This window comes from Gemmatimonadota bacterium (assembly GCA_026387915.1).
Taxonomy (GTDB): Bacteria; Gemmatimonadota; Gemmatimonadetes; order Gemmatimonadales; family Gemmatimonadaceae; genus Fen-1231.
Genome location: JAPLKS010000018.1, coordinates 40,757 through 62,075 on the forward strand (window position 1 = coordinate 40,757; position 21,319 = coordinate 62,075).

Consider the following 21,319-nt stretch of genomic DNA (forward strand, 5'->3'; position numbering starts at 1 on the left):
GTAGCACGTGACCAACACTCAGCAGACTAGCGAACGACTTCTTTTGGCGGTCGGCCGTCTCGATGCTTCGGCAAGGTTGGCGCCGGCAGGGTTGGCGCGCCTTTTGGAGCTTCGTGCTGCGGTGGTGCCCTTTGGCGCTGGCCCCGATGGAATGATCGCCCTTCTCCGCGGGGACCGCGAGGGGGAGGCGGCGCTCTGTGAGCATTTCGATAACCTGTTGGCCAGCAACGGGGCGCCGTTGGAGTTCGCGGTGGCGGACGGGCTCGCGCTCGCGCAGTTGGCGCTGGTGGCTGCTGCACGTGAAGACGTCAGTGATAGTGCCGTAGCTGGCACCGGCACTGGCACCGGCACTGGCACCGGCATCGGTGCCGTAGCGGCGGCGCTGGAGTGCACGACGAGTCTCTGGCGCGGCGGTGCCCTCGGTGGGCCGTGGCTCACGCTCCCGATCAACGACGGGTTGCATCGGATTGCGCTGCTGGGAGCGCCGGAGGCGTGGCACGCGGCATCGGCACTGGCGCTCGAACATGAGGCGGTGGCCGTGCTGAATGGACTGACGCGTGCCCGTGAACGGCTCGCGGCTGACGAGACCAAAGTGGCCGCGCTCGGCCGCGCTTCGTACTCGGCGCTCGATCTCTTTCACTTACTTGCTGACCGACTGATGCTCACGATCGGCGAGGCCGCCGACGCGCTGGGTCAAACGATCCCGACGGCGGGCGCCGCGATGGCGCGCCTTGAGCAACTCGGTGTGGCGCGGGAAGTCACGGGGCGCGCTCGTTCGCGTGCCTTTGCCTATCGCGCGCTGATCAATGGCGTGGCACCCTGAGCGCGAGCGGCCGCCTCGAATAGGGCGACGGTGGCGTCGACGGAGTGCTTGCCGCGGTCCTGCGCATACCAGCGACGCTTTTCGGTGATCAGAGCGTCTTTGGGCATGCCTTTCCACTCGGTGTCGACGAGCTGCTGCAGCGCCTGCGGCCGCGAGGCCCACCAGCCATGCTCCTCGAACTGGTCGTCAAAGGTCATGATGACGGGAATGGCGCGCTTGGTGATGTCGGTGAGATGCGCGTCCATCAAGTCCGGGTTGGCATCGCGCTCAAAGACGCGCAAATCCACGTTCGACGCCCGTGCGGCGAGTGCGGCGACGTACGGGACCACGCCGAGCGAGTCGAAGCACCAGTCCGCCGAGAGCGCGGCGATATGCCAGTGTCCGCCGAGTGCTTCGACGCGGCGCACGGCCTCGTCGCTGACGGTCGCGCGGGCGCCAATGGAGCGCCAGAGGTCGCCATTTTCGGTGGCTTCGGCGATCATCTGCTCAAAAGGTTGCGCGGCGAAGAATCGAGTGGAGTTCATCATGTCTGCCGTCCGGGTCCTGGTTGGCGCCCATCGTGCTGGCGCTGCATGCAGTATGGAAAATCCCGTTGTGGAGCACAGTCAGGATATTACCATATTACTATAAGGGAATCCACTACGCAAGATGGAAGGGCCGTTTTGAGGGGCGCTCTGGTGGCGGCGGCTGCGGCGGCGGCTACTGCGGCGGCGGCTGCGGCTTGGAACCCTGTGACGGGCCGAGGCCACCGGCCGACTGGCCGCGCGGCCGGGTATGTGGGATGTTGGGGTGTCAGTGCACACTGGAGGGATCCCCCTGCTCCTATGTGACGCGCGCCTCTGCGGGTCGTGTAAGGAGTGCCATGCGTTCCGTCTCGTTTCTCCTCATTCTCCCAATGCTCTCGGCTTGCGTGCCCGCGCTGCGGCCGTCGCCGACGTCTTCGGTGCTCGCACCGACCACGACCGCGGGGCGTGGGCGTCCGCTCCCAGAGCCACCGGCGGAGTCGCCAGCGCCTCCTGAGGCGCGGCCGGACGCGCGACCCGCGACCGCGTTCGAAATGATGGCGCCAGAGCTCGAAGCACTGCGCGATCGTGGCCTGCTCGTGCCGGTGGAAGGTGTTCAGGCTGGACACATTCCCGACACCTTCAACGAAGCGCGTGACGGCCAGCGTCGGCACAATGCGGTGGACATTCTCGCGCGGCGCGGCACACCAGTGCTCGCGGCCGACGACGGCGTGCTGTTACGAATGGGAAAGAACACGCTCGGCGGCAACGTGATCTGGGCCTCCGACGCGACGCTCTCCCTCGTGTACTACTACGCCCACCTCGACCACTGGGCGAGCGGACTCGTCGAAGGACAGCCCATCTCGCGCGGTATGGTGTTGGGGTACGTGGGCACGACCGGGAATGCGCCCAAGGACGTGCCGCACCTCCATTTTCAACTCCTCCGGATGAAGGATTTGCACCGATTCACCGACGGCCCGCCGATCAATCCGCTACCGTTCTTTCAGACGATTGCCACAGGAATGAATCGATGACCGAAATGACGGGAAAAGAACGCGCGGATTTGCGCTCGGAATGCAACGCCCTCAAGGCGACGGTGCACGTGGGCGCGCAGGGACTCTCGCCGACGCTCACCGCGTCCCTCGATGACGCGCTGCGCACGCACGAACTGGTGAAAGTGCAGCTCGGCAAGCCGGTCGATATGACCGCCAAGAAGGCGGCGGGCGAACTCGCAGGTCGCGTGAAGGCCGAGGTGATTCAGGTGATTGGCAAGACGTGCACGCTGTACCGTCGCAACAACGAGCTCAAGCGCAAGCACGGTGCGCCGCCGCCCTGGCGGGCGTAGCACAACGTAGTTTGGCGCGTCTCGGCGCACGTCGCGCTGCGCGCGACGTAAGCGTTACGCCGGCGTCTCGCCGCGCAGAATTGTAGCGAGCACGTCGTGATCGATGTTGCCGCCGCTCACAATGCCCACCACGCGGCGCGCGTTCTGTAACGCCACCACGTTGGCCCCTCGCGCGTTTGGGGTATGGAGCGTGAGCGCTGCGGCCAGCGACGACGCCCCAGCTCCCTCGGCGATCGTGCGCGTGCGTGTGGCGAGCTGACGGACGGCGTCGGCGATCTGCGCCACGGTCACGACCACCGTGCCGTGCAGGAGCTCCTGCGCGAGTGGCCACATCTCGTCCACGACGCGGTCGCTTCCCATGCCGTCGATAAACGTGCGCGTGCGCGTGATCGCCGTGGGGTGGCCCGCAGCGAACGACGCGGTGAGCGGCGCGGCGGTGTCTACCTCAACCGCATAGATCTTCACGTCTGGGCGCAGGGCGCGCGCCGCCGCAGCGATTCCACAGGCGAGACCGCCGCCGCCGTAGGGAACGAGAATGGCGTCGACGTCAGCAGAGAGCGCTTCAAACAGTTCGACGGCGATGGTGCCGTTACCGGCCATCACCGCCGGATCGGCAAAGGGATGAATGAACTGGCCAGCCATCCCCGCGGCGCCATGGTCGAGCATTGTTTGCCACCACTGGTCGAATGGCACGCGAATCACGGTGCCGCCGAGCCGTTCGATGGCGTCTGTCTTTGCGCGCGGCGCGTGCTCGGGCACAATCACCTCGCACGCGATGCCGCGCGCGCGGGCGCAGAACGCCACGCCCTGCGCCATGTTGCCCGCGCTCGCCGTGTACACACCGTGCGCGAGCGATTCGGGTGTGGCAACCGCCATTGCATTCGCCGCGCCGCGGATTTTGAAGGCGCCAATGGGCTGGAGATTTTCGAGCTTCAGAAAAAGCTCCGGCGCCTCGGTGCGGTGCTCAAACGACACGAGTGGCGTAGGCAACGCGAGACCAGCGATGCGTGTTCGAGCGGCACGGACTTCATCGAGCGATGGCGCACGCAGCGGCGCGTGAGGCGGCCTCATGCGCGCCTCATCGCGTGCCGGTAATGGCGGCCAATACGCGCCAGGGCGTGAGTGGAATCTGCGGGACCTCAGCGCCAATGGCGTCGGCCACCGCGGCGGCAATCGCCGGCGCGGTGGGAATGATCGGCGGTTCGGCTATGCCGCGCGCACCGGTGTGATTCGCCGCGGTGTCGGAGCCGCCCGCCCAGAGCACGGTGATCACGGGGACATCGGCCATGGTCGGAATTTTGTACTCGTGCATACTCGGATTGAGCACCACGCCCAGTCGTTCGTCTACGATGCGTTCTTCGTACAACGCATAGCCCAGGCCTTGGAGAATGCCGCCCTGCATCTGACTCTCCGCGAGCGCGGGATTGATAATGCGACCCGCGTCGTGCACGGCAACAATGCGCAGCACCGTCACCATACCGGTGTCGATGTCCACTTCGACTTCGGCGAACTGCACCCCAAAGGTGTTGATGGCCACCCCGGCAGGGTTCGGGCCTCGCGAGCCTTTGCCGCTGATCATCACGTTGCCGAGGTTCTTGGTGACCTCGGCGAAGGTCATGGTGCGATCGGTGTCGCGCACCACGATACGTGAGTCGCGCGCCTCAAGTGTGTCCGGCGTGGTGTCGAGCATCGTCGCAGCGGCTTCGAAGAGCTGTCGCTGCGCATCCTCGGCGGCCATGCGCACGGCGGGGCCCACACTCGGCGTGGTCATAGAGCCCCACGAGTTGCCGGCGTAGGGCAGGCTTTGGGTGTCGCCGATGATGGCGCGCACGTCGGTCAATTTTGCGCCGATCGCTTCGGCCGCGATTTGCGCGAGCACCGTGCGCGAACCTGTGCCGAGGTCTTGTGTGCCCGCGAGCACGTCGATGCTTGCGTCGGCATTGATGCGCACGGTGGCGTAGCTCGGCGGACCGCCGCCGGTGGGCCACACTTGAGCGGCGAGGCCCACGCCGCGCCGTTTGCTGGGACTACTACCGCGAGTTGTCGGTAAACCGATAACGGTTAACCGTTCACGGTCAACGACTGATGACGCTTTTGAATCCACCTCGTCCCAACCAAATGCTGCGGCGCCTTTTTCGTAGCATTCGAGCAGCGCGTTGCCGCTGAACGGGCGGTTTTGGCGAGGATCTTTTTTGGCAAAGTTCTTTTTGCGCAGCGCGAGCGGATCCATGTTGAGCTTGCGCGCGAGGGCGTTCATGGCGCCTTCCAATCCGAACGCGCCTTCCACGTAGCCTGGGCCGCGGAAGGCCTGCATGCCGCTCGTGTTGATGTACGCGAACGTTTCTTCGGTGCGCACGTTGGGGCAGGCGTAGAGTTCGTGATAAATCTGCGCGGGGCCGCCTTCCCAGCCGCTGATGCCGAGTGGAATATCACCAACCATTTGGATGGCGGTGAGCGTGCCATTCTTTTTTGCGCCGATGGTCACGCGCTGTACGGAGGCTGGTCGATTGCCCGAGTCGATTTGTTCGGCTTCGCGATCATTGATGCAGCGCACGGCGCGGCCGGTTTGCTTGGCGAGTAGCGCGGCGAGGATGGTATGTGTGCCAGCGCCGTTCTTGGCGCCGAAGCCACCGCCCATGTAGTCCTTGATGACGCGGACTCTGGAGAGCGGGAGTTCGAGGATGCGTGCGGCGTCGGCGCGCACGCGGAAGATGCCTTGTGTGCTTTCCCAGATGGTGAGACGATCGCCGTCCCATTCGCAGACGGCGCCGTGGGGCTCGAGTGCGGTGTGGAGGGCAACTGGCGTGCGGTATTCGCCCGTGACGATGACATCGGCGGCGGCGAGTCCGGCGGCAATGTCGCCGCGCGCCATCACGAGCGGCGATTTGGGATTCACATTGCCGGCCGCGCGCACTTTGGGTGCGTCGGGGGCAACGGCGGCTTCGAAGGTGACGGCAAATGGTGCAGCGTCGTAGTCCACCGTAATGGCGTGCGCGGCGTTGCGGGCTTCGCGCACGGAGCTCGCGCACACCACGGCCACCGGTTGACCGGCATAGGCGATGTCGTTGCCGAGGAGTCGCGTTTTGGGCGGTGCGTCGCCAGGGCCCATGACGGCAAAAACGCCGGGCATCGCGCGCGCGGCCGTGGCGTCGAAGATGCGAATGGTGCCGCGCGGAATGGGTGCGCGCAGCATGTATGCGTGTAACATCCCGGGCCGTTCGATGTCGGCAGTGTAGCGTGCGCGGCCGGTGACTTTTTCGCTGGCGTCTACGCGCGTGGCGCTGGTGCCGACGATGTGGAGCTCCACATCATCGGTCCACGGCGTCGGTTCAAACGCGGGGAGTTCGACGGTGCGCGTTTCGGTGCGTCCTTCGACCTCAACGATCGTCTGGACGAAGCCACCCTTGGTGGACTTGGGCTTACGCGCCACGCGACGCTCCTTCGGCGGTCGTTATCGCGGCGTCGGCAGAGGCGCCTGCTCCCGCTTCGGCGGCGGCGCGAATGGCCTGCACGATCTTCGGGTACGTGCCGCAGCGGCAGAGATTCCCGCTCATGGCGGCACGGATTTCGTCGTCGGAGGGATGCGCGGAGTGGTCGAGCAGCGCCTGCGCCGCCACGAGCTGGCCGGGCGTGCAGTAACCACACTGGGCCGCGTCGTGCGCGATGAACGCCTGCTGTAGCGTGCTGAGTGACCCTGGCGGGGCGAGCCCCTCGACGGTGCGCACGGTGGCGCCGTCGCACGCCACGGCGAGCGTGAGGCAGGAGTAGGCCGTGGCACCATCCAAGAGGACGGTACAGGCACCGCATTCACCACGGTCACAGGTGAGTTTGGTGCCCGTGAGGGCCAGGCGGTCGCGGAGCAGTTCTAGGAGCGTTTCGTCGTCGCGAGGGGCAACGTCGTGGACGCGGTCATTGACGGTCAGTCGCATCAGTTGAAATAGCTCTGCGGTCAGTGACGTGTCAAAGGCTCGCCACGTCTTGAAGGCGGCGTGGTACATAGATAAGCTTCTTTTTCACACGACACTCCGTTTTCCGAGGAACTCCCTGATGCCGTACATCATCACCGAAGCTTGCAAGGACACCAAAGACCGCTCCTGCGTGGACGTCTGCCCGGTGGACTGCATCTACGAAGGGCCGGAGATGCTGTACATCCATCCGGATGAGTGCATCGACTGCGGCGCCTGTGAGCCGGAGTGTCCGGTGACCGCCATCTTCCCCGAGGAAGATGTGCCGGCCAACCAGAAGCAGTACGTGCAGATCAACCGCGACATCTTCAAGAGCGGGACCCCGCCGGGTCGGCCGCAGAAGTAGCGTCGGTTGGTTGGTTTGGAGCCGGGGCCCATGGGCTCCGGCTCTTTTTTTGTCACAGTATTTTCGAGTGGGCGGTAGACCGTCTTCCGTTATCGGTTTTCCGTACCCTGGACCGTTGCGATGTAAACTCTTTGTTTGCAACGGATTACGGTCAACCGACAACTGTCTACTCGCTGTTGTGACTCACAGACTAGATTGCTTTATTCAGCCAAATCACGGAATAAATGCCTAACTCCCGCTCCGAAACCCCCAAGGTCAGCTACGTCGATACCGACGCGGCTGTCGGGCGCGTTCTGGACGGGGTGTCCAAGGCCACGGAACTCGCGATCGACACCGAAGGGGCGAGTTTTCATCGGTTTGTGGATCGGATCTATTTGATCCAGCTATCCACGCGTGACACGCACCTCATCATCGATCCGCTTCCGATTGCGTCCCCCGCTGGGCTCGGCCGGATGCTCGAAGATCCCAAGGTGCAGGTGGTCTTCCATGATGCCGACTATGATCTGCGCTTGCTGCATCAGGATTACGGCTGGCACATCACGAATATCTTCGACACCCGCGTCGCGGCGCAGCTCCTCGGCTTCACGTCGTTTGGCCTCGCGGCGTTGCTCGAGAAGTATTTCGGTGTGAAGCTCGACAAAAAACACCAGCGCGCCGATTGGTCAATGCGTCCGCTCACACAGGGCATGCTCGACTACGCGGCACAGGACACGATTCACCTACTGGGGCTGCGCGACTTGCTCAAGCAGGAGTTGGAAAAGAAGAAGCGTTGGGCTTGGGCTGAAGAGGAGTTCCACCGGCTCGAGGGAACGCGGTGGCAGCCAGAAGAACCGGGCTCGGCGTTTTTGCGTGTGAAGGGCGCGCGCGATCTCAACCGACGCGAACTGGCGCTGTTGCGTGAACTGGTGGCGTGGCGCGACGCGATGGCGTTGCAGCTCGATCGTGCGACGTTCCGTGTGGTGGCCAACGATGTGCTGCTCGAGATTTCGCGTCTTGCGCCGACCACGGCAGACGCACTGGGCGCCATCAAGGGAATGCCGCGTGGGATGATGGATCGCGCCGCGCGCGATGTGCTGGCGGCCGTGCAGCGAGGCCTCGCGGTGCCCGAGGCGCAGCAACCGAAATTTCCGCGCTCGGCGCGTTGGGATCGCGACCCGGAATTTGATTCCAAGGTCAGTACGCTCAAGACGGTGCGTGACGATGCGGCTAAGCGGCTCGAGTTGGATCCGGGCGTGCTCTGCTCGCGCGAGAAGATGGAGATCGTTGCGCGGTTGCTTCCGGAGAACGTGGACGCGATGCTCGAGCTTCCGGAACTGCGGCGCTGGCAGGTGGCGGAGTTGGGCGAGGGGTTTGTAAAGGCACTCAAGCAGTTCCGTGGCAAGGGTGCGCCGAAAACCGCCGACAAGAGTGCGCCCGCTGCAACGGTCGCGGCTGCAGCTGTCGCGAAGGCTGCGCCGATGGCGGACGCTACGCCTGCGCCCGCTGCTCCCGCGCCGGCACGCGTCGAGTCACCCTACCTGGATTGATTCGGGGGGCGCGCCGCTCGGCGCGCGTGGTGCTAGAAGCCGAGGTACGCGCGGACGCGCGGCTCGATGCGGTCTGGGGTCCACATAGGGGACCAGACGAGATTCACCGACACCGATCCCACCCCGTCGATCTCGCCGAGTTTGTCTTCGGCGTCCTTCATGATCTCCGGGCCTGAGGGGCACCCCGGCGAGGTCAGGCTCATGTCGATGCTCACGTCGCTGCCGTAGACGCGAATGTCGTAGATGAGGCCGAGGTCGAGGATGTTGAGATTGAGCTCGGGATCTTTCACGCGACGCAGCGCCAGCTTCACCAGATCCTCAGAAATGGCGTTGCCGGAAGCGGGCGGAACCGAAGCGTCGGGCGCGTCGGTGGGTGCGTGAAGTTCGTCGGTCACGTGTGTGGGAGAGGGTCCAAGAAAGCTAATCGCCGAGCGCGGCCTGCGGTTCCCGCCGGACTAGCCGTGGGTCGCTTTTTTCTTGGCGGGGCCGGCGGGCTTGGCCGTGGCGATGGACTTCTTGGCGACGGGTTTCTTGGTGGCCTGAGCGACGGACGCCTTCTTGGAGGCCGTGCCGCTCTTGGTCGCCGACTTGCTGCTGGCATTCACTTTCGTGCTGCTCTTGGAGGCGTTGCTCTTCCGCGCCTTGGCGGTGCGCACCGGCCGGTTCCAGCCGAGGGCTTTGTCGGCGCGGAAGCTGGCCGGCATCTCGGCAACCGCGAGGTTTTCGTCGGTAATGGCGAGCGCGGCAGCGTCGGCGAGATCGGCGCGGACGTCGGCAATCACCTTTGACGGGCGTCGTGCGCGCGCGGCGTGCACGCGGTTGGTGAGCAGAATGACGAACATCTCGCGCTCAGGATCAATCCACATGGACGTGCCGGTAAAACCGGTGTGCCCAAAGGTGTTTTCGCCGAGGTAGGTGCCGGCGCCATGTTGTCCTTCGCCGACTTCCCATCCGAGGGCGCGACTGCCCGCGGCACGCGCCGTGAAGAGCTTGACGGTGGAATCCGCGATGATGCGATTGCCGTCGTAGATGCCGCCATTGAGGAGCATCTGCGCAAAGATCGAGAGGTCACCCGCCGTGCCGAAGAGTCCCGCGTGACCGGCGACACCGCCAAGCGCGTAGGCATTTTCGTCGTGCACCTCACCCTTGAGCGGATAGCCGCGGGGCGGGGTGACTTCGGTGGGGGCAATGCGATACACGAGCGAGTCGTTGGGCAAGAAGCCCGTGTCGGTCATGCCGAGCGGGCCGAAGACGCGGCGCTGGAGAAAGCTGTCCATGCGTTCGCCGGCGATGTTCTCGACGACCATGCCGAGGATGTCGGCGCCGAGATCGGAATACACAAAGCCCGTCCCGGGGCGGTATTCGAGCGGCGCGTCGAGGACGAGTTGTTTGGCTTCGTCGGGTGTGCGGGCGTGCCGCCACAGTTCGCGGCCAGCGGGGAGGCCGCCGCGATGCATCAGCAGCTGGCGCACGGTGACATCTTCTTTTTGCCCGCCGTTGAAGCCCGGCACATAGTGCGTGACTTTTTCGTCGAGCACGAGCTTGCCTTCGTCAAAGAGCATCATGGCGGCGGTCGTGGTGCCAATGACTTTCGTGAGCGAGGCGAGGTCGTAGATGGTACGGTCGGGGAGGACGAGGGGGCTGTTCTTGGTCCAGCCAAGGCGTCCGAATCCTTTGGAGACCACGGTGGCGCCTTTGCGTCCTACAATCACGGAGGCGCCCGGGAAGCCGCCTGCGGTGATCCCCCTCTGAATGACGCGGTCGATGGTGGCCAAGCGTTCCGCCGACATGCCGACCGACTTTGGCGCCTTGACGGGAAGCCCGTCAGAGTGCGTCACGATGGCAGCGGCGATGAGCAACGCGAGGAACACGACTGGCCTGGGATCAGGGGCGACAAAATGAAGCGGCCGGCTGGCAAGGATGAGTCAGCCGGCGGAACTGGTCTATAGATAGAGGATCGGCTAGAACTACGGGTTTCTGTCCTCTGAGTCAAGGACGAGGGGGCTGGCCGGGTGTCACGGCGCTCCCACGGGGCGGCTCTGGGAGTGGCGGGGGCGGGAGAACCCCGGATGGGGTATGCTGCTCGCGGGCGGCGGCGGCAACCTTTCGGGGGCCGCAGGGTGACCTAGAATACGAACCGATGACTCCCACCGACCAGATCACGATCCGTCGCGCCATGAATGGCGATGAGGGTGCGCTGCGCGCCATTTGGCAGCAGCATGCGCCGCGCATTGACGCGCTCGTGCGACGGTTGGTAGGGGACCCGGATCACGCCGCTGATGTGGCACAGGAAGTGTGGATTCAAATCTTCCGTGCCCTCCCCACGTATCGCGGCGATTCGCAGTTCTCGACCTGGGCGCACCGGATTGCCGTGAACCGTACGCTGAACGCGTTGCGGGCCTCGCGGCGGCACGATCGCGTGGAAGTGGAGCTCGAGGATGACACGTCGCTCGTGGAGCACGACGGTGATCGCTCATTGCTCGCGCAAACGATTGATGAGGCGATTCAGCAGTTGGCGCCGGGGGCACGGCAGGTGTTCGTCTTGCACGACGTGGAAGGCTACACGCACGAAGAAATTGCCGCCGAGTTGGGGATTACGGCGGGTGGATCGAAATCGCAGCTCTTCAAAGCACGCGCGAGGCTACGTCGGCTCCTCGCGCCGTTGGTGGACGTTGGGCCGGCAAGGGAAGACCAAGACGATGTTGCATCTCTCTCCTGAACGCATTGCGGCTTTGGCCGACGAAACGCCGACGCCTGCGGAAGCGGCACACCTTGGCGTGTGCAGTGACTGCACGGCGGAACTGGCGGCGCAGCGCAAACTGCTGCGGCTGGCGGCTGGTGCGCAGCCGATCGTTGGCGCACCGCTCACAGATTTTTCGGCGCTACTGCCGCGGTTGCGCGCCGAAGGCATTGCCGCGCCACGTGATGGTGTGGCCGTAGTGCGGCGTTGGACCGTGCGTGTGGCGGCCTCGTTGGTGCTGGTGGCGGGGGGAGCCATGGCGGGCCGCATGACAGCGACGACGTCGTTGCCGGTGTTGCCGATGCCGACGGCCGGAAACGCGGCGGTGGCATCTGCGCCGGTGACTGAAGCGTCGAGTTTCAAGTCGTCGGACGATGCGATGCAGGCGCTCACCGTGTCGCAGCGGACCTATGAAAACGCGGCGGCCTTCCTTGCGGCGCAGGACACCACCGCGCACTTCATTGGGCTCAACGAAAACACCTATCGCACGCGGCTCGAAGCGCTCGATCAAATGGCCGCCATTACGCGAGCGGCTTTGTATCAGGCGCCGCAGGATCCGGTGCTGAATCAAGCGGTACTGGCCACGCAGAGCGCGCGGTTGGCCACGTTGCGGCAGATCAATCTGACGACGACGTCGTCCAAACGGATGGTGAGTCGATGACCGGGCGGGAGTCGGTGCGCATTGGGCGCTGGATGCTCGCGCTGTCTGTCTTTTCGTTGGCGTCGTCGCTTCAGGCGCAGCAGCCTACGCATCGTGTGCGCGTGATGGTGCAGCGCGATTCGACGCGACCGGATTCGATGAGCGTGCGGTACCGCGTGAACCTCGACGCCATTTCGGCGATGATCAACGACCTCATGAACTCGCGTCAATTAGAGGCGCAACTCGCGGCGGGACTTCGCGGGCAGACCGATCCGGTACGCTTGAAGGCGCTTGAGGGCCGATTGGCGGACGTGGCACGGCGGCAGGCGGCGCTTGTGACCACGCTCCAACTCCAATGCGCACGCGCGGAAGATCTGCCTGCGGGCTACCTCGGCGTGACCTTTGAGTTGCCGTCGCGCGTGGTGTCGTCGTTGGAACTCGGGTCGCCGGCGGAGAAGGCGGGACTTCGACAGGGCGATGAACTGCTCACCATTGGTGGATATCCCGCTGATCGCGCACCGTTGCCGTCGCTGCTGACGCCCGGGGCCAAGATTGTGGTGCGCTATCAGCGCGACGGTGCGGCGAAGGACGTCACGGTGACGGCGGCCAAGCGGCCAGAGGAGTTTGGCGCCACGGTCTGCACGGGGATTGATGAACTCGTGGCGCCGGAGCGCACGGCGCCGATGGTTGAACGGTGGCGTGTGCCGGGGGTCGCCATTGTGCCGCGTACACCGAACGTGAATGGCGTGCCACGCGAGGCGCCGCTCCCGCCTACGGCGCCGATGATGGAGCACCCCAGTTTTGTCTTTGTGGGTCCGTCGTCGATGTCGGGGATGGGGCCGGTGGCGGGTGCGACGCTTACGCCGGTGGATGATGATTGGCGTGAGACGCTGGGCGTACAAAAAGGATTGGTGGTGCTCGGCGTGTCGCCGGGATCGCCGGCAGCGGATGCGGGGCTGCACAACGGCGACGTCATTACGCAGGCGGGGGATGCGCCGGTGACAACCGTTATGGCACTGCGGCGATTGCTGAACAACACCGATGCGCGATCGGTGAAGTTGCAGGTGATGCGCAAGGGAAAGCCGCAGCTGCTGACGCTCAAGTGGCAGTAGTAGTGGCGCGCGCTGTGTAGCGTGCGCGTGCCTTCCTGCGATTTCTCGCTGCTACTTCGCTGGGGGCGGCGCGAGTACGGCGCCAGGCGGCAGGTGATAAATCAGCGATGCCGTGCGAAGGTCAGCGGCCGAGAGCGCGGTGACGTGCACGCGCGCCGACATGACGTCGTCGGGGTTGGGGCTGTGGTCGAGTCCAATCACATGCCCTACCTCGTGTAGCGTGATGGTGCGCACGGCAATCGCGTCAAACGGTTCGCCGCTTGAGCGATGCACGGCGATCTGCACATCCGCGCCGACAATCCACCAGTGCTGATCGCGCGACCAAAACGTTTTGCCCGCGGCCGCGTCGCCAAAGCGATCCACCCAGTGCACGAGGATCTCGGCCTGCGTGGAGTCGTCGAGAAAGAGGAACTTGAGTGGCACGCCCGCGGCTGACCACGTATAGAACGCATCGCGGGCACGCTCGGCGAAGTCGGGAAAAAAGTCTTTGAGTCCTGGGCGCGGATCGATCCATACGCGAATGGGATCGTTCCGGCGGTCCACCCATCGTCCGATGTTGCCCTGACGCGCGGCGAGGATGTCGTCGATGTACGTCGTGGTGTGCGCCTCGGAGAGTTGGCGCGCGATGTCGGCAAAATCTTTGGGACCGGGCGCGGCGAGCGCTGAGCGGCGCAGTCGGGGCCCCCCCTCTGGGCCATTCTCCTCAGCGGTAGCCACCGAGTCAAGCCAGAGCGAGTCGCTCACCGCTTTAGGCGTTGGACGTCGTGGCGCGCGCGCGACTTCTACGCTCACAAAGGCGACGAGCGCGAGCACGCTGACCGCGAGCCATCGCTCCGCGCGTTTCATGCGCCGAGGTCTTTGGCGTCGAGAAAGGCGTGTACCGCGTCGAAGAACGCGAGCGGCTGCTCCCAGAACGGCATATGGCCGGCGCCGTCGATGAGCGTGAGCCGCGCGCGCGGAATGCGTGCGGCCGTCTGCTGCGCGAGCCGCGCGGGGAGCACATCCTGCGCGCCGTGCACCACGAGCGTGGTGGCGGCAATGCGAGAGACCGGTTCGGTCCAGTCGTAGCCTTCGCGCCGCAGCCGTGCGGCGACGGCCGCGCCGGTGGCGCTCGCATGCGGTGGCGGTGAGAAAGCGCGTCCGAATTCTTGATCGTGAAAATACGCCGGATAAATGGCGCGACTGTACTCGGCGTGAATTGTTGGGTCGGGGCTGTGCAACGTATTAGGGTCGAGCGCAGCGAGCGCGTCATATTCGGCGCCGTGCAACGTGGCGAGCGCATCGGTATGAAGGTTGGCGACCCAATCGCTGGTCGCGCCAACGGCGTTCACCACGACGAGGCGCCGCACACCCGCGGCGTCGCGTTCGGCGCCGAGCATGGCGATGCCGCCGCCCCACGAGTGGCCGAGCAGATCCCAGCGCGCGATGCCGAGGGCTGTTCGCAGCGCGGGAATGTCGCCAGCGTCGAACTCAATTTTCGAGGCGTGCACCGCCGGCGGTGACTGCGAAGCGCCGCGCCCGCGCTGGTCGTAGAGCACGAGTTGGCGAGTGGCGGCGAGCGGTGCGAGCGAGGGCCAGAGTAGGGCATGGCTGTAGAGCATGCCGCCGTTGACGCATAGCAATGGCGGCGCGCCGCCCTCGACTTCTGGTGACATGAACACAGCGAAATCGAGTCCGCGCGCACGCACGGTGTGACGCGTGAGACGCGGCGTGCGCGGCTGCGATTTTTTGAATGCGGTGTAGCGTGCCCGCGTGGCGTTCGTCACGGGGTTGCGTCCGCGGCGGTCGGTGGCGCGTCATCGATCACGAGTGGTGCTCCTGCGAGTGCCGCGCGCGCGTCGGGATGCGTGCCGAACTGTTCGAGTGCCCATCGGGCGTGCCGGCGCACCATCGCATTGGTGTCGTGTGCGGCGCGCGCGAGTGCTGGAATGTCCGCGTCGTGCTGCCTGTTGCCGAGCGCCACGGCGACGTTCCGCGCAAAGCCGGCCCGTTTGGCGCGCGTGACGGCCGAATCGCGGAATCGTGCGCGAAATCCGGCGTCGTCGAGTGCGAGCATCTCGGCGAGGTCGGGCGATTCGCGCGCGGGGTCTGGAAGAAAATCAGCGGGGTTCACATCGCGGGCGAAGCGCTCGTTCCATGGGCAGACATCCTGGCACACATCGCAGCCATAGATGTGGTCGCCCACGGCAGCCCGTAGCGTTTCGTCGATGTCGGTGCGGAGTTCGATGGTGAGATACGAGATGCACTTTCTCGCGTCGAGGACGTGCGGTTCCGGAAATGCCTGCGTGGGGCAGGCGTCGAGGCATCGGGTGCAGCTGCCGCACCGGTCGGCGTCGAACGGTGCGTCGGCTTGCAGTGCGCTGTCGGTGAAGAGCGCGCCAATAAAAAAGAATGATCCACGCTCCGGATTGATGAGCATGGTGTTCTTGCCCACCCAACCCAAACCTGCTTGGCGCGCGAGATCGCGTTCGAGAATGGGACCGGTGTCCACGTATGAACGCGTACGCGCACCGCATTCTGCGGTGAGCCACGCACCAAGGGCGTCGAGCCGGTCCCACATCACGCGGTGGTAATCGGTGCCGCGCGCGTAGCGGGCAAAGGGGCCCGCGGGTTGGCGTCCGCCGTAGTCGAGTCCAACGACAATCGCGCTGCGCATACCCGGCTCTGCACGCGTGGTGTCGGCGCGCACGCCAGCGTGGCGCGCGAGCCACGTCATTTCACCGGCGAAACCCTTGGCCATCCAGTCATCGAATGCCGCCGCCGTGGACACGGGGCCGAGCGACGTGATGCCAGCCAGATCAAAGCCGAGGCCAAAGGCTTGTGCCTTGAGTCGCGCTTCGAGCGACAATCGATCGGTGGTCACTCCGTGTGCCGCACCCAGCGTGCGTAGCGAATGATGTCCTCGGCAGGAGGCACGGTGTTGGGATCGCCGTACGCGGTGTGCATACGCCAGCGCACATAGTCGGCGGCGGGGAGCGGCAGGAACGGAAAGCGCGCGTACCAACCTCGCGCGCGAAAGCGCCACGCCACGCGGAGGAGGTCCACGGCGAGCGATGGGCTGGCCAGCGAACGGGCCACCAGCGTCAGTATCAGGGAGAGCCACTTCACACTAGGAAGAATCGCGGCCCACCCTCACCCTCGCAACCGTTATCGGCGGTTCCCCTCTCCCGCTATGGGCCGCGTGGGGCGAACTTCCGCTGGCTATGTGGCTCTATCCTGTGATGCCGGCGCTGAGCCGGATGGTCTCGCAATCGTATTACCGACTGACGCTCGGGGGAGCTCGCGTACCCGTGAGCGGGCCGGTCTTGATTGTGGCGAACCATTCAAACGGACTGATTGACCCCGCGCTCATTGTGGTGGCGGCGCGTCGATCGGTGCGCTTTATGGCCAAGGCACCACTGTTTACCTACCCTGGCCTTGGGTGGCTGATTCGCGCGGTGGGTTCGGTGCCAGTGTATCGCCGGCAGGACGATCCCACGCGCGTGTCGGCGAACCTCGGCGTGTTTCGCGATGTGCACCAAGCACTCGGCGCCGGCTTTGCGCTCGGGGTATTTCCGGAAGGCACGAGCCACAGTGCGTCGCAGCTCCAGCCGCTCAAGTCGGGCGCGGCGCGGGTGGCGCTCGGCGCGTCCAAGGAAATCGGCGGGGCCTTTCCGATTGTGCCCATGGGATTGGTGTTTCGCGACCGACGGACCTTTCGGAGCTCAGCGCACGTGATCATCGGCGAGTCGCCGGTGTGGGACGATCTCGCCGCGCGGGGCGACGACCGCGATGCGGTGCGTGAACTCACCAAGCGCATTGAAGCGTCCATGCGCGCCGTGACGTTCAATCTTCAGGATTGGAGCGACGCACAGCTCGTGCGCTGCGCCGAGCGTGTGTGGCACGCGGAGTTTGGTGCGGCGGATGATGCGCAGTCGGAGATGCACCGTTTGCGCATCACCACCGACGCTCTGGCGCAGCTGCGGCAGGGTGAAGGACACGATTGGCGGCGCGTGGGTCGCGAGTTGAAAACGCACGACCGCTTATTGGCACGACTCGGTTTGACGCCGGTGACGTTGCATGACCAAGTGACCAATGATGCGGCGTTTCGCTGGCTGATATCGCGGATTCCATTGCTGCTGTTGTTGCCGCTGGCGGCGATGGGCGTGGCGCTCTTTTCGCTCCCGAGAGAGATCGCAGGACGGCTTGGCACGAAGCTCGCAATCAAAGAAGGCGACGACTCGCTGCCAACGCTGCGGGTGTTGTACGGTGGCGTGATTTTCCTGACGTGGTTCTTGTTGTTGTCGATTGGCGTGGGCTGTGTCGCCGGGTGGTGGACGGCCGCCGCGACGTTTGTGGCGCTTCCCTTTCTGGCGGTGGCGGCGTTGCTGGTGAGCGAATGGCGCGCGATGAGCTGGCACGAGATTCGGCGATTCTTCGTGCTACGCTTTCACCGCGACCGTGTGGCGGCGCTGCGGGATCGTCAGCGCGCCTTGGCCGCGGAACTGCGCGCGCTGTACGACGCGTTCGACGGCGTTCACTAGAAGAAACTCGTTCCGTCGAGTCCGGCGGGTAGCCGGATGTGCAGCGCCGAGAGCGCGCTGGGCATAACGTCCACCGTTCGGCGCGGCTGCGCGGCCACCGGCCGATTGAGCAGGAGCGGCACCACCATGTGATCGCGATGGAGCGCGCCATGGCTCGAGACGTGGGGAATGGGCTCCCACCGCGCGCGAAAGTCCCATCCGCGAGCGGCACTGGCGATGATGTCGCCGGCGCGTGGACTTGCGGCGAGCTGTAGCGCCTGCACGATTGCGTCGGGGTAGTCGGAGCCAGCGGTGGCGTCCCAGGCCGACTCGAGGGTGAGCCCTTCGAGCGGCCCCACGCCGAGGGGATCGCCGGTCTCGGGGCGATACGCCCATCGGTCGCGTTCGCGCACAATGCGCGCGCCGCCGCGTCCGTGGGCGCGCACCTCGCAGACGCGATCGCTCGTGGGAAAAAGGAGCAGATCAACCGACGGCAGCGCCAGCAGGCGATCCGCGAGCCACTGCCAACGTGCGGTGTGTGACGGCCACCACTGTCGCGTTCGCTCGCGGAGATTCACATAGATGTGCGCCATCGCGTTGCCGCTGACCATTACAGCGGTGTCATGATTGGCGCCCATCACCCACGGGTGGGCGCGCACGCCGAGCCCCCAGTGGCGGAGCTGTGTGGCGAGGTCATCGTGCTGTGTGACCGGCGAGTGTCCGTGATCGCTGACGACCCACAGGTGCGTGCGTTCCCAGCGGCCGTCGCGCAGGGCATCGTCGCGCAGGCGTCCGGCGAGTGCGTCCACAATGCTCAGCGCTTCGAACACTTTTGGTGAATCGTGCCCCGTGGCGTGGGAGGCTTTGTCGATGCCGGTGAGGGCGCAAAAGGCGAAGATCGGTCGGTCGCGCTGCACGCGATGCGCGAACTCATCGGCGATGCGCCGGTCGATGGCGAGCCACCCGTCGACGCCGCCGCGCAAATGGGTGGCGAGCGCGTACAGTCCAAAGCCCAGGGATCCGCCAATCCGGTGCTGTTGTGGCAAGCCACGCCCAATGACGTTCAGGGCACCGAGCGCCGGTTCGGCGAGTTCAAAAATGGTGGGGGTGGTCGGGTCGAGGTCGCTGTCCACCTTGCCGAAATCGACGCCGACATAGCTCCGAGTGCGGTGCCAGCGCGAGGTGGCGCGCCCCTCGCGATCGAACCATCGGAGTCCGGGGAGTCCGACGCTTCCTGGGTAACGGCCCATAAGAAAGGGGGCGTACGCCGGCCCCGTCACCGACGGAAATACCGAGGTGACCGTATGCAGCGCCCCTTCGGCGCGCAGTTGGGCCAGTGCCGGCGCGCGGCCGGTGGAGATGGCCGACGCCAGCGTGTCGGGACGGATGCCGTCGGCCACGAGCACGATCACTCCGGCCGCTCGCGGGTCGCGGGAAGTCACGCGAGAAAGTAAACTGCGTGAATGGCAAGAGAACAGAAGAAACGCACCAAACCGGCAAAGGCGCCAACTAAAGTGCCGGCCGCCAAGCGGAAGACGCCGGCAAAGGCTGCCAAGGCTTCACAGACGACGAAATCCGCGAAGGCGGCGCCGCGCGGCAAGCGCACGCACGCGCAGTTGCTGCAGACGGCCGAACACCAAGCGCTGCAGGGCGTGCAGGCGCGGCACGTTGAAGGGCACGCGATGGCCGGTCGCGCCGTGGACGCTCCGGTGCGCGTGCAGACCGCCCCCAAGAGCTCCAGCAATGTGGATGACGCCATCCGCAATGTGGTCGAGTCGTATGTGACGGAAGATCAAAAACTGCTACAAGGGGCCTTGCAGGCCGACGACTTTACGCGCACCGACCCATGGCGCGTGTTGCGGATTCAGGGCGAATTCATTGAAGGATTCGACAAACTCGCCAACGTTGGAAAGGCGGTCACCGTCTTCGGCTCGGCGCGCACGTCGCCCGATGACGAGCAGTATCAGGCCGCCGAGATGCTGGGCGGATTGCTCGCGGAGCGCGGCTTTGCGGTGATGACGGGCGCTGGCCCCGGGATCATGGAGGCGGCCAACAAAGGCGCGCAGCTCGCTGGTGGGCGATCGATCGGGTGCAACATTGAGTTGCCGTTCGAACAAGGGTCGAATCCGTACGTGGATACGTCGGTGAACTTCCGATATTTCTTTGTTCGCAAGACGATGTTCATCAAGTACAGCGTGGCCTTTGTTATTTTCCCGGGCGGCTTTGGGACGCTTGACGAGTTATTCGAAGCTGTGACGCTGATTCAGACGGGCAAAATCTCCCAGTTTCCGGTGGTGCTGTTTGGTCGCGCGTACTGGGCCGGATTGATGCGATGGTTGGAATCACGGGTGGCGGGAGAGAAAAAGATTTCTCCAGGTGATCTCGATCTGATGTTCCTCACCGACGATCCCGAAGAGGCGGTGGAGTTGATTGCGGACGCCTATGAAGCCCAAATGAAAACAGCTCGGCAACGGGCGGAGCGAAAGTAATGGCGAAGGATAAACCGACGAGCCGTGCACGCGGCGGCTTCAAGGCCTCGCGTCACGGAACGGGGACAGCTGCAAAAGCCGCTGGCAAACGCGCGAGCGCGTCCGGACCAAAGGCCGCCCAGAAAAAGGCCGCCGAGGCGCGCGAAGCGACGGGCAAAAAACACTCGGCCGTGTCCGCCAACCGGTATCTCCGCGGCGCCAAAATTTCGCCCCGCCGCATTGACGGCACAGAGTCGGTGCGTGAGCTGATTGAAGGCACTTTCCAAGCGTATAACTCAGGTCGTCTGCGCGAGGCGTGTCAGTTGTATGCCGACTTGATGCTTGAGAAAGACGTCACGGTGGGCATGACGCTGACGGGCGCGCTGACGCCGGCCGGACTCGGGATGAGCTGTCTGATTCCGCTGATCGAAGCAGGGTTCGTGGATTGGATTATTTCGACCGGCGCGAATCTATATCACGACACGCATTTTGGCCTTGGGCTTTCGATGCACCGAGGCAATGCGTCGGCGAGCGACGTGGATTTGCGCGAAGAAGGGGTGGTGCGCATCTACGACATCTTCTTCGATTATGACGTGTTGCTCAGCACCGACGCGTTCTTCCGGAAGATCATTCGCGCGCCAGAGTTCCAGCGTCCCATGAGCAGCGCCGAGTTTCATTGGCTCTGCGGCAAGTACGTGGCGGAGCGCGAGCGCGTGCTCGGCGTGGGCAACAAGTCGCTACTGAGCGCGGCGTACAAATGCGGCGTGCCGATTTACACGAGTAGCCCCGGCGATTCGAGCATCGGCATGAATGTGGCGGCGCTCGCGCTTGAGGGGTACAGCTGCACGATTGATCCAAACATGGATGTGAACGAAACGGCGAGCATTGTGCTGGCGGCCAAGCGCGGCGGTGGCAAGAGCGCGATCATGATTATGGGCGGCGGCAGCCCCAAGAACTTTGCGTTGCAAACCGAGCCGCAGATTCAGGAAGTGCTTGGCATTGATGAAAAGGGGCACGACTATTTTCTGCAGGTCACCGATGCGCGTCCCGACACGGGCGGCTTGAGCGGCGCGACGCCCGCCGAAGCGGTGAGCTGGGGGAAGATCGACCCCGATCGGTTGCCGGACGCGGTAGTCTGTTATCTCGATTCGACGATCGCGTTGCCATTGCTGACGAGTTATGCGCTCGCCAAGCGGAAGCCGCGGAAGTTGAAGCGGTTGTACGACAAGCGGGAAAAGAACATGGCGGTGCTGCGGGCGGAGTTCGAAAAGACGCGGTAACCTGAGGGCGGCGGCGCGCCGGACCGATTGCCGGACGCCGCTGGCTCGCATAGTTTTCTCTGTAATGAA

General features: G+C 64.9%; 21 protein-coding genes and 1 pseudogene. 11 read left to right on the forward strand and 11 right to left on the reverse strand.

Translation table 11 applies throughout. The annotated features are described in order from the left end of the window. The first annotated feature begins 7 nt into the window (after positions 1-7). On the forward strand, positions 8-823 hold the full coding sequence (locus tag NTZ43_12125) for a hypothetical protein (protein ID MCX5767957.1): 816 nt from the start codon (positions 8-10) through the stop codon (positions 821-823). On the opposite strand, the gene NTZ43_12130 is transcribed toward NTZ43_12125, so the two are convergent. After that, positions 790-1,350 carry a thioredoxin family protein gene (locus NTZ43_12130; protein ID MCX5767958.1) on the reverse strand — a complete coding sequence of 187 codons (561 nt, stop codon included), beginning with the start codon at positions 1,348-1,350 and terminating at the stop codon, positions 790-792. The two genes, NTZ43_12125 and NTZ43_12130, sit on opposite strands and share 34 nt — an antisense overlap. Positions 1,351-1,685: 335 nt before the next feature. Here NTZ43_12130 and NTZ43_12135 point away from each other — a divergent pair, with 335 nt between their 5' ends. Together NTZ43_12135 and NTZ43_12140 are read left to right on the forward strand one after the other, a co-directional pair. Further along, positions 1,686-2,360, forward strand: a complete 675-nt coding sequence (locus tag NTZ43_12135) for a M23 family metallopeptidase (GenBank protein MCX5767959.1) — start codon at positions 1,686-1,688, stop codon at positions 2,358-2,360. Continuing rightward, positions 2,357-2,671 carry a YhbY family RNA-binding protein gene (locus NTZ43_12140; protein ID MCX5767960.1) on the forward strand — a complete coding sequence of 105 codons (315 nt, stop codon included), beginning with the start codon at positions 2,357-2,359 and terminating at the stop codon, positions 2,669-2,671. The genes NTZ43_12135 and NTZ43_12140 overlap by 4 nt, the downstream gene beginning before the upstream one ends. A gap of 54 nt (positions 2,672-2,725) precedes the next feature. Here NTZ43_12140 and NTZ43_12145 read toward each other — a convergent pair whose 3' ends face one another. From NTZ43_12145 to NTZ43_12155, 3 genes are read right to left on the reverse strand one after another with little or no spacing between them, the layout of a single operon-like run. Then, positions 2,726-3,742: a pyridoxal-phosphate dependent enzyme gene (locus NTZ43_12145; GenBank protein MCX5767961.1), complete on the reverse strand. Its 1,017-nt coding sequence runs from the start codon at positions 3,740-3,742 to the stop codon at positions 2,726-2,728. 7 nt (positions 3,743-3,749) lie between these two features. Next, positions 3,750-6,101, reverse strand: coding sequence for a xanthine dehydrogenase family protein molybdopterin-binding subunit (locus NTZ43_12150; GenBank protein ID MCX5767962.1), 2,352 nt, complete (start codon positions 6,099-6,101; stop codon positions 3,750-3,752). After that, positions 6,091-6,600 carry a (2Fe-2S)-binding protein gene (locus NTZ43_12155; GenBank protein MCX5767963.1) on the reverse strand — a complete coding sequence of 170 codons (510 nt, stop codon included), beginning with the start codon at positions 6,598-6,600 and terminating at the stop codon, positions 6,091-6,093. Before NTZ43_12155 ends, NTZ43_12150 begins: the two co-directional genes overlap by 11 nt. 118 nt (positions 6,601-6,718) lie before the next feature. On the opposite strand from NTZ43_12155, the pseudogene NTZ43_12160 reads away from it, so the two are divergent. Beyond that, positions 6,719-6,904 (forward strand): annotated as a pseudogene (locus tag NTZ43_12160) (ferredoxin family protein). 302 nt (positions 6,905-7,206) lie between these two features. Then, positions 7,207-8,508 carry a ribonuclease D gene (locus tag NTZ43_12165; GenBank protein ID MCX5767964.1) on the forward strand — a complete coding sequence of 434 codons (1,302 nt, stop codon included), beginning with the start codon at positions 7,207-7,209 and terminating at the stop codon, positions 8,506-8,508. A 32-nt stretch (positions 8,509-8,540) separates the two neighbouring features. On the opposite strand, the gene NTZ43_12170 is transcribed toward NTZ43_12165, so the two are convergent. Together NTZ43_12170 and NTZ43_12175 are read right to left on the reverse strand one after the other, a co-directional pair. After that, positions 8,541-8,903, reverse strand: a complete 363-nt coding sequence (locus NTZ43_12170; GenBank protein MCX5767965.1) for a metal-sulfur cluster assembly factor — start codon at positions 8,901-8,903, stop codon at positions 8,541-8,543. A gap of 60 nt (positions 8,904-8,963) precedes the next feature. Then, the gene (locus NTZ43_12175) at positions 8,964-10,379 is read right to left on the reverse strand and encodes a serine hydrolase (protein MCX5767966.1); all 1,416 of its coding nucleotides are present in this window, start codon (positions 10,377-10,379) and stop codon (positions 8,964-8,966) included. Between the two features lie 269 nt (positions 10,380-10,648). On the opposite strand from NTZ43_12175, the gene NTZ43_12180 reads away from it, so the two are divergent. The 3 genes from NTZ43_12180 to NTZ43_12190 are packed head-to-tail and all read left to right on the forward strand — an operon-like array spanning position 10,649 to position 13,000. Next, positions 10,649-11,227 carry a sigma-70 family RNA polymerase sigma factor gene (locus NTZ43_12180; protein ID MCX5767967.1) on the forward strand — a complete coding sequence of 193 codons (579 nt, stop codon included), beginning with the start codon at positions 10,649-10,651 and terminating at the stop codon, positions 11,225-11,227. After that, positions 11,208-11,909, forward strand: coding sequence for a hypothetical protein (locus NTZ43_12185; GenBank protein ID MCX5767968.1), 702 nt, complete (start codon positions 11,208-11,210; stop codon positions 11,907-11,909). The genes NTZ43_12180 and NTZ43_12185 overlap by 20 nt, the downstream gene beginning before the upstream one ends. Continuing rightward, a complete protein-coding gene (locus tag NTZ43_12190; GenBank protein MCX5767969.1) occupies positions 11,906-13,000 on the forward strand; it encodes a PDZ domain-containing protein in 1,095 nt (364 codons plus the stop codon). Before NTZ43_12185 ends, NTZ43_12190 begins: the two co-directional genes overlap by 4 nt. A 51-nt stretch (positions 13,001-13,051) precedes the next feature. On the opposite strand, the gene NTZ43_12195 is transcribed toward NTZ43_12190, so the two are convergent. From NTZ43_12195 to NTZ43_12210, 4 genes are read right to left on the reverse strand one after another with little or no spacing between them, the layout of a single operon-like run. After that, positions 13,052-13,846 (reverse strand): matrixin family metalloprotease, encoded by a 795-nt coding sequence (locus NTZ43_12195; protein MCX5767970.1) that lies wholly within the window; start codon positions 13,844-13,846, stop codon positions 13,052-13,054. Further along, a complete protein-coding gene (locus NTZ43_12200) occupies positions 13,843-14,766 on the reverse strand; it encodes an alpha/beta fold hydrolase (GenBank protein MCX5767971.1) in 924 nt (307 codons plus the stop codon). The genes NTZ43_12195 and NTZ43_12200 overlap by 4 nt, the downstream gene beginning before the upstream one ends. After that, positions 14,763-15,863, reverse strand: coding sequence for a tRNA epoxyqueuosine(34) reductase QueG (gene queG, locus NTZ43_12205; protein ID MCX5767972.1), 1,101 nt, complete (start codon positions 15,861-15,863; stop codon positions 14,763-14,765). The genes NTZ43_12200 and queG overlap by 4 nt, the downstream gene beginning before the upstream one ends. Next, positions 15,860-16,108: a hypothetical protein gene (locus NTZ43_12210; protein MCX5767973.1), complete on the reverse strand. Its 249-nt coding sequence runs from the start codon at positions 16,106-16,108 to the stop codon at positions 15,860-15,862. The genes queG and NTZ43_12210 overlap by 4 nt, the downstream gene beginning before the upstream one ends. A 182-nt stretch (positions 16,109-16,290) precedes the next feature. Between NTZ43_12210 and NTZ43_12215 the strand changes: the two genes are divergently transcribed. Further along, a complete protein-coding gene (locus tag NTZ43_12215) occupies positions 16,291-17,523 on the forward strand; it encodes a 1-acyl-sn-glycerol-3-phosphate acyltransferase (GenBank protein MCX5767974.1) in 1,233 nt (410 codons plus the stop codon). Here NTZ43_12215 and NTZ43_12220 read toward each other — a convergent pair. Next, a complete protein-coding gene (locus tag NTZ43_12220; GenBank protein ID MCX5767975.1) occupies positions 17,520-18,944 on the reverse strand; it encodes an alkaline phosphatase family protein in 1,425 nt (474 codons plus the stop codon). The genes NTZ43_12215 and NTZ43_12220 overlap by 4 nt on opposite strands. A gap of 324 nt (positions 18,945-19,268) precedes the next feature. Here NTZ43_12220 and NTZ43_12225 point away from each other — a divergent pair, with 324 nt between their 5' ends. Together NTZ43_12225 and speY are read left to right on the forward strand one after the other, a co-directional pair. Then, positions 19,269-19,991, forward strand: coding sequence for a TIGR00730 family Rossman fold protein (locus NTZ43_12225; protein MCX5767976.1), 723 nt, complete (start codon positions 19,269-19,271; stop codon positions 19,989-19,991). Beyond that, positions 19,991-21,250: a deoxyhypusine synthase gene (gene speY / locus NTZ43_12230; protein ID MCX5767977.1), complete on the forward strand. Its 1,260-nt coding sequence runs from the start codon at positions 19,991-19,993 to the stop codon at positions 21,248-21,250. The genes NTZ43_12225 and speY overlap by 1 nt, the downstream gene beginning before the upstream one ends. The last annotated feature ends 69 nt before the right edge of the window (positions 21,251-21,319 follow it).